Raw genomic sequence first — 13,384 nt, forward strand, 5'->3', positions numbered from 1 at the left:
ATGTATATCAAAAGCATTTTTATGCTCTCTAGGAATGTTCAGGTCTTTTTGATTGGGTGTGAGGTAGGTCATCTATTCAGAATAGGGAGTACTCCTTAGGGGGTATCGCAAAAAATCATATATACCTCTAGAGGGATAGCGAATAACTTTTGCTGATCACAGTATGATCACAAATTTAACGCGTCGATCACAAACAGATGTTATTTATGCCGTGATCGTCACACTTTTGCGGGATACGTCCGTTTTGTGTGATGAGAGCGTGTTCACAAAAACAGGACTGTGAAACGCAGTGAAGGAATTTGATAATCAAAGGCTGGAAGCATAATTATGCATCCAGCATGAATGGTTTTAAATGGTAGAGTTGCTCATATCCTCTGTGGCTTCCTCTTGCCCTGCAAACTTGAGTGCAAAAGACACCATGAGCGCGGTAACTAGCAATAAAGCCCCAATAGACCCTTGGCCAAATAGAGGTATCGCACTCATTACCAGCGTAATCATACCGGCACCTAGATTTTGAGCACCGCCTAACAAAGCACCTGCCACACCCGCATGATGCGGAAACGGTTCAACTGCTTTGGAGGTGAACGTCGGGAATAGGGCGCCTGCAGAGAAGAACACTAATATTGAGCCAATCACCAGGGTCCAAGCCAACAACAAGTCAAACAATGCAGGGACTAGGATCAGTAATGCACCGCTACCTAAGGTCGCGATAGCAATGGCAGACAATCGTCTACGGGAGCGACATTGGCTAGCAAAGTAGCTACCGGCCAAAGAGCCTGGTATGGGCAGAATAAAGAGTATGCTCACCCATATTGGGCTAAACCCAAGTAGATCGCCGTAAAGAATGCCTGCGACGGCCTCAAAAGCAATGACGCCACCAAGTGTTGCCACTAGGCAAACCATGTAGCAGACAAACTGACGATTGCTTAGCACATGGCGATAGGCAGCGAGCACGGGTTGAGGTTTACGCTTTTCTATTGGCAGAGATTCCTGGTAACGCAAAGTAATGACGCCCAAAGCGGTGGCGCCCATGACTAATAAACCCCAGTAAACTGATTGCCAGCCAAAGTGCTGAGCCAACAGCCCGCCAATTAATGGCGCGACCAATGGTGCAAACATGACTGCCATTGAAATAATGGCATTGGCTTGAATCAGTGGTTGCCCTTCGAAATAGTCTCTCGGTATGGAGCGACAAAGCGCACCCGCGGCTGCGGTACCCATGCCCTGAATAAAAGTGGCCGTTAGTAGTTGAGTTAGACTGCTGGCTTGAGTGGCCAATAAGGCACCTAAGCAAAAGAGTGCCAAACCTGCCAATAAAGGCGGCTTGCGGCCAAAGCGGTCGCTCAGTGGTCCATAGATAAATTGAAATAAACCGTAAGGAATAAGGTAACAGGCCATAATCGCCTGCAGTTGGCCGGGTTCGGCCTTTAGCTGGGTTGCCATGTCTGCCATGCCTGGTACAAACATGGTTTGGGCCATTTGGCCTACGCTTACCATCACCACGATGGAAAAGACTAATTGAAACAGTGGTGAGCGAGTCATGAATACAAACTATGAGTCGAGGTTTATTTTGGGCGCTATGGTATCGATTCATAGGTTGAAAGCAAGTGAAACACTCCACAAAACCCATTGATTTTTTTTCAAACCATGCATTAATTTAACTAATGTGTAACCGACAGGGTGGTTAGTCATGTCAAAACAACAAGTATTGGACTTTTGGTTTGAGGAACTCTCTCCAAAACAATGGTTTGGAGGCGGGCCCGAACTTGACCAAATTATCGCCAGTCGGTTTTCAGACTTGCATCATGCAATTTCGCAGGGTGAAGGATTTAGTTGGCGCGATAGCGCTGAGGGGCGCTTGGCCGAGATCATCGTTTTAGACCAGTTTTCGCGAAACTTATATCGAGACAGTGCCAAAGCCTTTGCGCAAGATCGGATGGCGCTAGTTTTAGCTCAAGAGGCGGTTGCGCTTAGATTAGATAAGCCTCTTGCCCCTCAACAGCGCAGTTTTCTTTATATGCCCTACATGCACAGCGAATCCGCTTTGATTCACCAGCAAGCTGTCGAATTGTTTTCCCAAGAGGGAATGGAACTCAACTATGAATTTGAACTGAAGCACCAAGCCATCATCGATAGGTTTGGTCGTTACCCTCACCGAAATGCCGTGCTAGGAAGAGAGTCGACTGTGGAAGAAGTCGAGTTTTTGAAGACTCCTGGCTCGAGTTTTTAGTTCGCCTAGGCAATCCCAGTAACAGGGTCTGTCTACCCTAGCGAGGAATGGTTCCAGTTCTAATGATTCTGTGTTGCTCAATGAAATCATCAATGGTAGCTACGACCACTTGCTTAATGTTTTGAATCGGTTTGGAATGGGGAAACCACAAAGCCACTGGAAAGCGCATATCGTCCTTTAGTTGGTCAAACTCCAGTTCTATTAGCTCTAGCTCTTGCTGAGCTTGTTTCGCCACTACTACGGGAATTAGCGCCCAACCTATGCCCTCCGAGAGTATCGATAGTAACAACTGCATGTCCGAGATGACTTCGTAATTTGAAGAAACAATCACTTTGTCCGAAGCCTCATCTTGGAAAAAAGACTCAAGTACTAGTTGAGTGTGAGTTCTGAGGGATTCCAATCTATGTGTTTTTGGAATATCGAGCAGCTCGTGGCCTGCACCCACATACGCTGAAAACGAAAGGGTGTTTAGAAAAGTGGCATCCAAGCTGGTCATTGCCGAGCGATTATCAGCGTTGACCAAACCAATTTGTACTCGATCTTCAATAATGGCTTGTTTGGCGTCATTAGCGGACATCACTCTGAGGTTAACTCTCAGCAGAGGAAATGCGTCGGCTAAGTTTTTTCGCAGCTTTTTGAGTAAAGCGACGGGAATAAAGGAACTGTATCCAATCGTAATTTCCTCAAACTCACCAAACGCTAGGCTTGTAGACACCTTTTCAAAAGACTTTGCCTGCTCGACGGTGAGTTTTGCAAAGCGATAAAGTAGGTCGCCGTCCTTAGTCGGAATCGTTGAGCGTCCTTGCCGTTCAAACAAGGTAATAGCCAACTGATCTTCAAGGTTGGTGATCACTTGGCCGATGGTGGTTCGATGCTTGTTTAATTGAATCGCGGCATCGCTGAACGATCCTTTCTCATACACGGTCACAAATGCTGTCAATTGTTCGAGGCTAAACGTCATGAGGATCGGATCCATCAAAAGTGATTATTCCAAATCAGAGCATAGCATTAACATGCGCTCTATACAGAATTCATCAGCTGACACCTCTTTGAGGTTAGGGCGCACAAAACGATGAATTTTCAGTTCACGGTTCATCTCGTTCGTTGGCGCGGGACTACTAGGTTCGATTGCTCTCCAACCTAGCATTTCCGCGTCCAATAGAGATGAGCCTTTTCTTTTCTAAATCAGGAGCATCTTAGTTTTGGTATCAAGTCCAATAGAATTGAATATAGCTGGAGTGTTTTTTTCGCCAATCCTAGCCGCTTTCCTATTGGGCTGGTTTTTGAGTTCCAGCACTATGTGGTTGTTAGCCAAAACAGGCGTTGATCAGCACATCTGGGCACCATGGTTGGTGGAATTGAGCCTGATTATAATTTTCGGCGTCAGTTTGAGCTGGTTTGTATTTATTGGCTAACGGGGTTTGTAATGATTTCAAAAATAATGACGGGCTTGTTGTTCGCAGTAGCTGTTTGGTTCGGGGTGCATAAGTACCAAGACTACTTTCAAAACCCTTGGACTCGAGATGCTCTGATCCGTGCTCATGTCATCGAGGTTACGCCAAGAGTTACCGGTCCAATTACGAAGATCCACATCTCCGATGAAGAGTTTGTTGAAGCAGGGCAGCTGCTTTTTGAAATTGATCCTAGCCAATATCTCGCAGCGCTGCGCAGTGCCAAGGCAAAGCTTGCACAGAGTAAAGCTTCGTTAGAAAAAGCGCGCATTCAGTTGGCTCGAAATGAGGCGCTTGAACTCAAAACTCCCGGCACAGTGCCCTTGATGACACTCAATAATCTGCAACAGGACTTAGAAGTGGCCAGCGCGAATGTCGATGCCGCCGCTGCTCAGGTTAACTCTGCGCAACTGGACTTAGAGTTCACTAAGATCCGTGCTAGCAAGTCTGGATACATCACCAACTTCAATCTATCCGAGGGGGCTCATTTGGTTGCCAATCAACCTGTCGTAGCCCTTGTTGAAGACGAAAGCTTTTGGATCGAGGGATTTTTTAAGGAAACCGAGATAGCGGCAATCAAGCGGGGAGATGAAGCGGTAATTCGTCTAATGGGGGATTCAACTGTGGAGCTAAAGGGCAGGGTAACCAGTATAGGGCGAGGAATTGCTCAGACTGACGGAAGCCAAAGCGTGGATATGTTGCCTCAGGTAAACCCCAATTTCGAATGGATACGACTGGCTCAAAGGGTTCCTATTAAGATAGAAATAGCAAATCAACCAAGCCAGATGGATCTGATTGTTGGCACTAGCGCGTCGGTTGTTGTGCACACAGGTGACTAACATGCTTTCGGTTAACCCTTCACTTGAAGCCTTAAAATTGGCCGCAAGTGTGTCTTTGACAATCGCTTTATCGCTTGCCTTTGGTTGGCAAAAACCATACTGGGCAGCAGTAGTGGTCATTATTCTTGCTATCACTCCTGGCTTTGATCAAGGCATAGCTAAAGGACGAATGCGCTTGATTGGTACCGTATTCGGTGGGTTTATAGGACTCGTGTGGGTCGCACTGTTTTCACAGTCCGAGTTGGCTTTCTTGTTTACTATTTTGATAGCGGGTGCTCTGTGTGCCTATGGCTACACCACCAAATCCTACGGTTATGCCCTGAAAATCGCATTCATAGTGGCCTCTATAGTGTTTTTTGCCGGGGGATTTGATTCGGTCCATTCGTTCTCGATGGCAGTTCTTCGAATACAACAGACATTGCTCGGCTTATTGGTATTTTATTGGGTATACCGTGTCGTTGATTTTCCGCGCGATAACAATCCTCGCTCCGATACCCCTATAAGTGTGACCCGCTCAGATGAGAGTCAACAACTTCATTTATTGGGTATTGGAAGAGCTAAAAAGTTTGTCCTAATCACCTGCGCAGTTTGGCTCGCTTGGTTTTGGTTACCTATGCCAGGCGGAGTGCTATTCCCCTTGTTGGCAGCGACCTTAGGCTTGACCCTAGTCGAGTTTAACTCAGCTAGCTATAGATTGGTTTTTGTGACTCTAACGTTCTGGTCGCTTTTTGTCCTATTTCAATTGGTTAGCCTGCTTCCGCAACTGACTGAGTTGTGGCAGTTAGCCGGCTTTTTCTTTGTCAATTTGTTCGTAATCTGGCGAGTGTTCTCTAAGCCAGAACACACAATGATCCGTTTGCTAGGCGCCCAAATGTTGGTATTGCTGACTATGGGGGCTCAAAACTTGAGACCTAGCTATGACATACTCATGCCAATAACCATGTTGTTGTTAGTGCTTCTGTTACTCATCATTGCCCGGTGGGTTTCGCAACTCTTTGAATGGTTGGAATTAAAGCCAAATCATTAGTGTTATCGCAGACGATATGAGGATCGCATCCTACAAAAGCGATTAACGCCAAACTCTCTAAGTCCTTAGGCTATGCGCAACTTCGAAGAGGCGGCAGTTAACTGCCGTTTCTTCGCCCCTTTCGCATAGTAACTGTCAGGACAATCCATGCCGAATTTAAGACTCAGCTTTTTATTCACTTTGGTCAGCATTCAGTTGTTTTTAGTGAGCACGGTCAACGCTGCAAATACCAGCGGCAAACAACTAAATACGAATCCGTCCCTGGAAGCTTTAGGAATCCCAAAAGACCTGCCGCGCCTTGCGTTAAGCGAGTTGGGTCAGACCAAGCATTTTGTGGAACACGTAACCAAGTCGGTTACCAAAGGCGAGCAGACCAAATCAAGCGAATACTTCCTTGTCCACTCGACCGACGATAAAGGCAGAATGCATTTAGAAGTACGTTATGACGAATCAAAGTTAAGTCATAGTAAGCAGACCATAGACCAGATTCGGGACATGGCCTTTATTGAGTACAAACTGCGTCAGTTCGCCGATTCTTACGATAAAAACTCGGTTCAAGTCATAGAACTTGGTGGTGGCAAAACTCAAGTAAATTTCAGATTTTCCAAGTTCGCTCTACCTCAAGAACTGGCCTACTTTCGACACATGAAGGCAGAAGTGATCGTTGAAGCGGGTAAAGTGATGTCAATGTTAATCCGCAATTCCAAACCCTTTCAGCATCCTTTAGGTAGGGTGCAGGATTACCGCCAAACCATATCGTTTGAACAACTCAGTGACGGTCGCTATGTGATTCAAGAGAAGCAAATAACGGCTTCTGGGCAATGTGATAAACAAGACTGCCAAGTGGTCCTAGATATCAAGCCAGTTGCGATATATGACGAAGCCATGGGCACCATTATTAGACGTCAAGATTTGTTATACCAGCTTGCTGATCCTCGCTATCAACATCAAAACGTAAAGCTTGAGCGAGTGTTTCCACTGTTTGGTGATACATTGCGTCGAAAAGGCATCGATCTACCCAATCCTTTCGGAGTTTCGTTGGCCTACCGAAACCAGGACACCGAATTTGATTTCACCAGCTTTAGCGTATTTGGTTTAGACCCACAAATTGTCGAAACCTTTGTTGACCCAGCCAAAACCCATGCAGTGGTGAATACAGAGAGCACGACCTTGCGTGGTGACGTTTACATACTGCCTTTTTGGAATGTGTTTGGCTTGGTTGGAAAACTGGATGTACACGGCGATGTCGACTCTCACTTCAAAGGAGTGAATACCTGTATTGGTGTCGAGTTAGGAGGCGAGTGTATTGGGCAGCCGATAAATGTCCCTCAAGCGGACTTTCACGTGCCTATTCATCTTCAATACGATTTAGTTGGGATAGGAACCACCATATCAATTGGCTACAAGAACTTTTTTGCATCGGTAACAGGTACTTTTACCAAAACAAAGCGCGCTGGTGCCAAACGTTGGGGTGGCAGTATTTTTACGGCTCAACCTATGTTGGGTTACCAGATGCCGCAACATCGCGCACAGTTTTTTGTTGGAGCTGAGTATCAGGGTATTGATGACTTTATTGATGGTGAAGTCAATATCGGTGGTGTTGAAATGGCTTACGACGTTGGAATTCGTACTAAGCGTTGGGCAGGCTTGGTTGGATTTAATAAGCAACTTGGAAAGAATTTTAATCTGACAGGGATCATCAGTAAGGGCAAGACGCGCGCTGCGGCGACGCTGAATTTGGGTTATCGCTTCTAGTTTGGCCAGAACTTAGAGCCTGATACGAAAAACGCCCGCGATAAGCGGGCGTTTTTACGGAATTTGGTACAACCGAGTGGACTCGAACCACCGACCCCCACCATGTCAAGGTGGTGCTCTAACCAGCTGAGCTACGGTTGTACTGCGCTATCTCTAGCGGACGAGCGCTATATTACTGGGTTTACCTAAAGCCATGCAAGGCCAATTCGGCAAAAAGTTGTCAACTGCGCATTTGCTGTGCAAATTGACGAGCAATTAAGCCGTGAATTCAGATGCGAGTTTAGCTTGTAACCAACGCAGGCGCAGTCCCAACAAAATAGAAGCGGTTGTTAGGCCGGTAATAAAGCCAACCCAGAACCCGTGAGCACCCATGGGTTCGACAATCCAGTCGGTTAACCCAAGTATGTAACCCGAGCTCAAACCGACGAGCATAAAGCTGACAAAGGTAATGACAAATATGGCGTTCATGTCTTTGTAGCCACGCAGAGCACCACCGCAGATGACCTGGCCGGCATCTGACAGTTGATAGACGGCGGCGAGCAGCATCAGGCTAGTGGCCAACGCCAACACTTGCGGGTCGCTGGTATAGAGTTCTGCGATTTTAAAACGAAATACCAGGGTTAACACACAAGTTAAAGAGGCCAATGCAAGGCCAAGTCCTATGGCTAACTTGGCGTTAAAACGGGCTAAGTCGTAACGATTGGCCCCAACAAAATAACCGACGCGAATGGATGCAGCTATACCAAGCGATAGTGGAAGCATGAAGACAAGAGCGGAGAAGTTGTTAGCCACCTGATGACCAGCCACTACGATAGTTCCAAGCGGCGCTATTAATAGCGCCACAGTGGCAAATAGAAACACTTCCATAAACAGGGCCATGGCCACCGGGAAGCCCAACTTAAGCATACGCAGCATAAAACCGAAATCAGGCGTTCGCCATTGGCTGAATAGCTGCAGCGACTTAAGCCTTGGGTGAAAGTGCACGTACAGAATCATGCTAATACACATGGCCCAATAGACAATAGCGGTTGCCATGCCACAGCCGGCACCACCCATGGCTGGCAGCCCGAAATGACCGTAAATTAGAATGTAATTGGCGGGAATATTCACCATCAAGCCGATAAACCCAATCACCATGGTAGGGAAGGTATAGCTAATGCCTTCACTGGTGTTTCTTAGTACCTGATAAACGGTAAAGGCCGGCGCACCAAAAGCTATCCAGTACACATAGTCACCGGCCATTTGAGTGAGTTCGGTTTCTAAGTCCATCCAGTCAAGCAAGGCTGGGGCAAACCCGAGTATGCCGAATACCACCATGGCGCAGGCAAGCGCCAAATAACAAGTTTGCACGAAGATAGGCGCAATCTTATCGGTTTGGTTTTCGCCATGGGCGTTGGCGACTAAAGGGGTTAATGCCAACAAAAAGCCGCTTAAGAATAGAATAGCGGGCAACCACAGGCTTGAACCAATCGCCACGGCAGCCATATCTAACGCACCCACGCGACCGGCCATTAGGGTATCGATGAACCCCATCATGGTTTGGGTTAACTGGGCGATAAATATTGGGATCGCCAGTTTTACAATGGCGCTTAAGTGGTGCTTAGTTTGGCTCATTAGTGTTTTTGTAAAAGTTGAACGGCCTATCGTTTGGCGGCAAGCATACATGATAAAGTGACGCTTCCCTAAAGTTAAAGAGTCAGTTGTTATGTTTACCGGAATTGTTCACGAAACCGCTCGTGTTGTATCGATAGATGCCAAACAGGAATTCCAAACTCATGTAATTGAGGTTAGCGATGGTTTTGCAAAAGGCATTGAGTTAGGCGCGTCGGTGGCGCACAACGGCTGCTGCTTAACTGTGACTAAAGCCCAAGCCAACCAACTGAGTTTCGACCTGATGGCACAGACCTTAAGGCTGACCAATTTGGGCGAGCTTAGGGTAGGTGACAAAGTGAATGTGGAACGAGCGGCGCGTTTCGGTGATGAAATCGGTGGCCACAGCATGTCTGGCCATATTTACACCACCACAAAAATTCATTCTATTGAAAAGAGCGACAACAATTGCCGAGTCTGGTTTGATGTTGCGCCTGATTGGCGTCGTTATGTGTTTAATAAAGGCTATATCGGTATCGATGGCATTTCACTGACCATTGCCGAAGTAGAAAACACGCGTTTTGCGGTTAATTTGATTCCGGAGACATTGGCGCGCACTAACCTCAACTGGCGTCAAGTGGGCGAACGAATCAATATTGAGATTGATCCGCAGACTCAGGCCATTGTCGAAACAGTAGAGCGTGTGTTGGCCGAGCGCTAATAATACTGTTCGTTGTCTGCGTCGATATGGACTTCTATGGTTCTATTGAGTTCATTAATGTGAAGCTGGCAATGAATTGGGTGACAACAATTAGGGCAGTCTTCGCTGAAGTCCTGATCGCCCTGGCTAGTATCTAGCTGTAAGTGGAAGTGGTGCCCGCAGTGCGGGCAAGATACTCTTTGGTTGCGAAGGCTCATAACCTGTTACCTTATGGCTCGGTGCCTTGTTGATAGGCACCAGATTTCTATGCACCTTGGTATCCCATCGCGCTGCGTCCGCCGTCCACATTAATGATCTGGCCATTGATGTACTGGGCTTGAACTACCAAAAATGAAACCGTATCGGCTATGTCGTTCGGCTCCCCGCAGCGCTTTAGCGGGATATTCTCTAAAACCTGCTCTTGTGCTTCTTGGCTGGACTGTTCCGGCCACAAGATGGCTCCCGGAGCGACACCATTTACCCTGATGCGAGGCGACAGTTCTTGCGCCATAGACAAGGTGGCACTGGCCAGTGCCGCTTTCGCCATTGAGTATAGAACATGCTGATACAAAGGCTTTTCGGCGTGAATATCAATCAGGTTTACGATACTAGCGGCGGATGATTGATTCAGCTTGGGAGTGAGTGCCTGAGCTAGCAACACGGGTGCAAGTGCATTGACTGCCAGGGTTTGCTCAGCATCAGCCAAACTAAAGTCAGCCATAGGCGTGGGATAAAACACAGCCGCATTGTTTATTAAAACATCCACGCGACCAAATACAGCGGCGGCTTTATCTGCGAAACTGGCTAACTGTGCTAATTGGCTTAGGTCTTGCCCCAAATAAACCGCGGAATTGGCTTTTCGTTGATTAAGTTCTTCTGCCAAGGCTTGCGCTTGTGCACTGGAGCCGTTGAAGTGCAAGATTAAACGGTAGCCATCGCTGTGCAGTCGACGGGCGATGGCGGCGCCTAAACGCTTACTCGCGCCTGTGACCAATGCAACTGGCGACTCGTGACTCTGGCTCATAGCTAACTCCATGAATGTTTATACAATCCGTGCGTCTTTACAGGCCGATAATCCGCATTTAGTTTTTGTTTTCTAGGGTGGCACCCAGACTCTGCTTTGGGTATCATGCCTGTTCTTCGCGTTTTGCTGCAAGTAGCAGCCCGCTCCGCCTAGTGTAAAGGCGACGGATAACAATGCGAACCTCACTTATATTGCATGAATCTACGTGATCCTTGGTAGGGGTCACCACTGGAGAAGGATTAAAATGCCGATTATTACGCTTCCTGACGGTTCTCAACGTCAATTCGAACAAGCCGTTTCTACTTATCAAGTTGCCGCCGACATTGGCCCAGGCCTTGCAAAAGCCTGTATCGCTGGTCGTGTGGATGGTTCTCGTGTCGATGCTCACGATCTGATTGAGCACGACGCCAAACTTGAAATCATCACCGCTCGCGATGAAGACGGTCTTGAGATTATTCGCCACTCTTGTGCGCACCTTTTGGGTCACGCGATTAAGCAGATGTACCCAGACGTGAAAATGGCCATTGGCCCAACCATCGATAACGGTTTCTACTACGACATCGATTTAGAGCACAAACTGACTCAAGAAGACCTGCAAGCGCTAGAAAAGCGCATGCTGCAGTTGGCCAAAACCAACTACGACGTAGTCAAGAAAGTGGTGAGCTGGCAAGAAGCACGCGATACCTTTGCCGAGCGCGGTGAAGATTACAAAGTGGAAATCCTCGACGAGAACGTTTCTCGTGATGACAAGCCTGGTCTTTATCATCACGAAGAGTACGTCGACATGTGTCGTGGTCCACACGTACCAAACATGAAGTTCTGCCATCACTTTAAGTTGATGAACGTGGCCGGTGCCTATTGGCGCGGTAACTCAGACAACAAGATGCTGCAGCGTATCTATGGCACCGCTTGGGGCGACAAGAAGCAGCTTAAAGCGCACTTGCACCGACTAGAAGAAGCCGCTAAGCGCGATCACCGTAAAATCGGTAAAGCGCAAGATTTGTTCCATTGGCAAGAAGAAGCCCCTGGCATGGTGTTCTGGCACAACGACGGTTGGACCGTTTACAAAGAGCTAGAAGACTTCATGCGCGGCCAGCTACGCAAATTTGAGTACGAAGAAGTTCGCACTCCGCTAGTGATGGATCGAGTGATGTGGGAGCGAAGCGGTCACTGGGACAAGTACCAGGACATGATTTTCGCCACTGAGTCTGAAAAGCGCACCTACGCGGTTAAACCGATGAACTGCCCAGGTCACTTGCAGATCTTTAAGCAGGGCCTTAAGTCGTATCGCGACCTGCCATACCGCATGGCGGAATTTGGTTTGGTTCACCGCAACGAGCCATCGGGCTCTCTGCACGGTTTGATGCGTGTACGCTCGTTCACTCAGGACGATGCTCACGTATTCTGTACAGAAGACCAAATTTTGGACGAAGTGACTTCGTGCATCCAAATGGTGTTCGACACCTACAAGACCTTTGGCTTCAACGAAATTGAAATCAAACTGTCGACCCGTCCAGAACATCGCATTGGTTCCGATGATCTTTGGGACAAAGCCGAGCAAGGTTTGGCCGATGCGCTAAAAGCCAACGAACTGGAATACGAAATTCAGCCAGGCGAGGGCGCTTTCTACGGTCCTAAGATTGAGTTCACTTTGCACGACTGTCTAGAGCGCGAGTGGCAATGCGGTACCATTCAGTTGGACTTCTCAATGCCACAACCTGAGCGTTTGGACGTGAGCTACGTAGCCGAAGACAACACTCGCAAAGTACCGGTAATGATTCACCGTGCGATTTTAGGTTCGCTTGAGCGTTTCATTGGTATTCTTATAGAAGAGTACGCCGGTCGTTTCCCAACTTGGTTGGCTCCGACCCAAGCGGTGGTGATGAATATCACAGATAAACAGTCTGACTATGTCAAACAAACTGTTAGAGAGCTTAACGACGCTGGAATTCGAGCAAAATCGGACTTGAGAAATGAGAAGATTGGCTTTAAAATTCGCGAGCACACATTAAAGCGTGTCCCATATTTGTTGGTCGTAGGCGATCAAGAGATGGAAAATGGGGAAGTCGCGGTTCGAACTCGCAACGGTAAAGATCTCGGTAAGATTAAGATTTCCGACTTTACTCAAGCAGTTACACAAGAAATTTCGAGCCGTAGTCTAAGTTTACTGGAGGAATAAGTCATAAAAGGCAATAACAAACGACCAATGAAGCAAGCTGAGCACCGTTTAAACGATGAGATTCGTGGTTTAACGGAAGTCCGTTTATCGAATCAAGACGGTGAAGCTGTTGGTGTTGTCAGTCTGCGTGAGGCGCAGAACCTAGCTGAAGAAGCGGGTTTGGATTTAGTAGAAATCAGCCCAAATGCAGAGCCTCCGGTTTGCCGGATTATGGACTACGGCAAATTCCTGTTCGAGCGCCAAAAGGCCAAGAAAGAACAGAAGAAAAAGCAAAAGCAGATCCAGGTTAAGGAAGTTAAATTCCGTCCTGGAACTGATGAGGGCGATTATCAGGTAAAACTACGCAACCTGACTCGCTTCCTCGAAGGCGGAGACAAGGCAAAGGTAACTTTGCGTTTCCGTGGGCGTGAAATGGCCCACCAAGAACTCGGAATTAATCTGTTAAACCGGATTAAGGACGACTTGGCCGAACTCGCCGTGGTGGAGGCATTCCCGAAAATGGAAGGTCGCCAAGCGGTAATGGTGCTTGCACCTAAGAAGAAATAGTTAGGGCTTTAGAAAGTGGCGAATGGCTCGTCCATTTGCCCGC

13 protein-coding genes and 1 tRNA gene are annotated in these 13,384 nt (G+C 47.6%); 8 read left to right on the forward strand and 6 right to left on the reverse strand.

Annotated features, from left to right (window positions below):
- Positions 1–348: 348 nt before the first annotated feature.
- Positions 349–1,542 carry a multidrug efflux MFS transporter EmrD gene (emrD, locus tag CLC93_RS07790; RefSeq protein ID WP_095505403.1) on the reverse strand — a complete coding sequence of 398 codons (1,194 nt, stop codon included), beginning with the start codon at positions 1,540–1,542 and terminating at the stop codon, positions 349–351.
- Between the two features lie 148 nt (positions 1,543–1,690).
- Here emrD and CLC93_RS07795 point away from each other — a divergent pair, with 148 nt between their 5' ends.
- On the forward strand, positions 1,691–2,230 hold the full coding sequence (locus tag CLC93_RS07795; RefSeq protein WP_095505404.1) for a DUF924 family protein: 540 nt from the start codon (positions 1,691–1,693) through the stop codon (positions 2,228–2,230).
- 37 nt (positions 2,231–2,267) lie between these two features.
- Here CLC93_RS07795 and CLC93_RS07800 read toward each other — a convergent pair whose 3' ends face one another.
- Positions 2,268–3,191, reverse strand: a complete 924-nt coding sequence (locus CLC93_RS07800; RefSeq protein WP_169902887.1) for a LysR family transcriptional regulator — start codon at positions 3,189–3,191, stop codon at positions 2,268–2,270.
- 262 nt (positions 3,192–3,453) lie between these two features.
- On the opposite strand from CLC93_RS07800, the gene CLC93_RS17950 reads away from it, so the two are divergent.
- The 4 genes from CLC93_RS17950 (at position 3,454) to CLC93_RS07820 (ending at position 7,302) form a co-directional block, all read left to right on the forward strand.
- Positions 3,454–3,645, forward strand: coding sequence for a DUF1656 domain-containing protein (locus CLC93_RS17950; protein WP_425439841.1), 192 nt, complete (start codon positions 3,454–3,456; stop codon positions 3,643–3,645).
- 11 nt (positions 3,646–3,656) lie between these two features.
- Positions 3,657–4,520 (forward strand): HlyD family secretion protein, encoded by an 864-nt coding sequence (locus tag CLC93_RS07810; protein WP_095505407.1) that lies wholly within the window; start codon positions 3,657–3,659, stop codon positions 4,518–4,520.
- A gap of 1 nt (position 4,521) precedes the next feature.
- Complete coding sequence (locus tag CLC93_RS07815) at positions 4,522–5,547, forward strand: FUSC family protein (RefSeq protein WP_095505408.1); 1,026 nt, start codon at positions 4,522–4,524, stop codon at positions 5,545–5,547.
- A 147-nt stretch (positions 5,548–5,694) separates the two neighbouring features.
- Positions 5,695–7,302 (forward strand): hypothetical protein, encoded by a 1,608-nt coding sequence (locus CLC93_RS07820; protein WP_095505409.1) that lies wholly within the window; start codon positions 5,695–5,697, stop codon positions 7,300–7,302.
- A 64-nt stretch (positions 7,303–7,366) separates the two neighbouring features.
- On the opposite strand, the gene CLC93_RS07825 is transcribed toward CLC93_RS07820, so the two are convergent.
- Together CLC93_RS07825 and CLC93_RS07830 are read right to left on the reverse strand one after the other, a co-directional pair.
- A tRNA-Val gene (locus CLC93_RS07825) sits at positions 7,367–7,443 on the reverse strand.
- Positions 7,444–7,557: 114 nt separating this feature from the next.
- Positions 7,558–8,916 (reverse strand): MATE family efflux transporter, encoded by a 1,359-nt coding sequence (locus CLC93_RS07830; RefSeq protein ID WP_095505410.1) that lies wholly within the window; start codon positions 8,914–8,916, stop codon positions 7,558–7,560.
- Between the two features lie 91 nt (positions 8,917–9,007).
- On the opposite strand from CLC93_RS07830, the gene CLC93_RS07835 reads away from it, so the two are divergent.
- A complete protein-coding gene (locus CLC93_RS07835) occupies positions 9,008–9,613 on the forward strand; it encodes a riboflavin synthase subunit alpha (protein ID WP_095505411.1) in 606 nt (201 codons plus the stop codon).
- Here the strand turns inward: CLC93_RS07835 and CLC93_RS07840 are convergent.
- Positions 9,610–9,810 (reverse strand): CPXCG motif-containing cysteine-rich protein, encoded by a 201-nt coding sequence (locus tag CLC93_RS07840; protein ID WP_095505412.1) that lies wholly within the window; start codon positions 9,808–9,810, stop codon positions 9,610–9,612. The two genes, CLC93_RS07835 and CLC93_RS07840, sit on opposite strands and share 4 nt — an antisense overlap.
- A 47-nt stretch (positions 9,811–9,857) precedes the next feature.
- Entirely contained in the window at positions 9,858–10,616 is a 759-nt protein-coding gene (locus CLC93_RS07845; protein WP_095505413.1) for a pteridine reductase, read from the reverse strand.
- 244 nt (positions 10,617–10,860) lie between these two features.
- Between CLC93_RS07845 and thrS the strand changes: the two genes are divergently transcribed.
- Together thrS and infC are read left to right on the forward strand one after the other, a co-directional pair.
- A complete protein-coding gene (gene thrS / locus CLC93_RS07850) occupies positions 10,861–12,795 on the forward strand; it encodes a threonine--tRNA ligase (RefSeq protein WP_095505414.1) in 1,935 nt (644 codons plus the stop codon).
- A gap of 27 nt (positions 12,796–12,822) precedes the next feature.
- Positions 12,823–13,341 carry a translation initiation factor IF-3 gene (gene infC, locus CLC93_RS07855; RefSeq protein WP_095505415.1) on the forward strand — a complete coding sequence of 173 codons (519 nt, stop codon included), beginning with the start codon at positions 12,823–12,825 and terminating at the stop codon, positions 13,339–13,341.
- The last annotated feature ends 43 nt before the right edge of the window (positions 13,342–13,384 follow it).

Origin of the sequence: Paraferrimonas sedimenticola (assembly GCF_002282855.1) — a bacterium.
Classification (GTDB): domain Bacteria; phylum Pseudomonadota; class Gammaproteobacteria; order Enterobacterales; family Shewanellaceae; genus Paraferrimonas; species Paraferrimonas sedimenticola.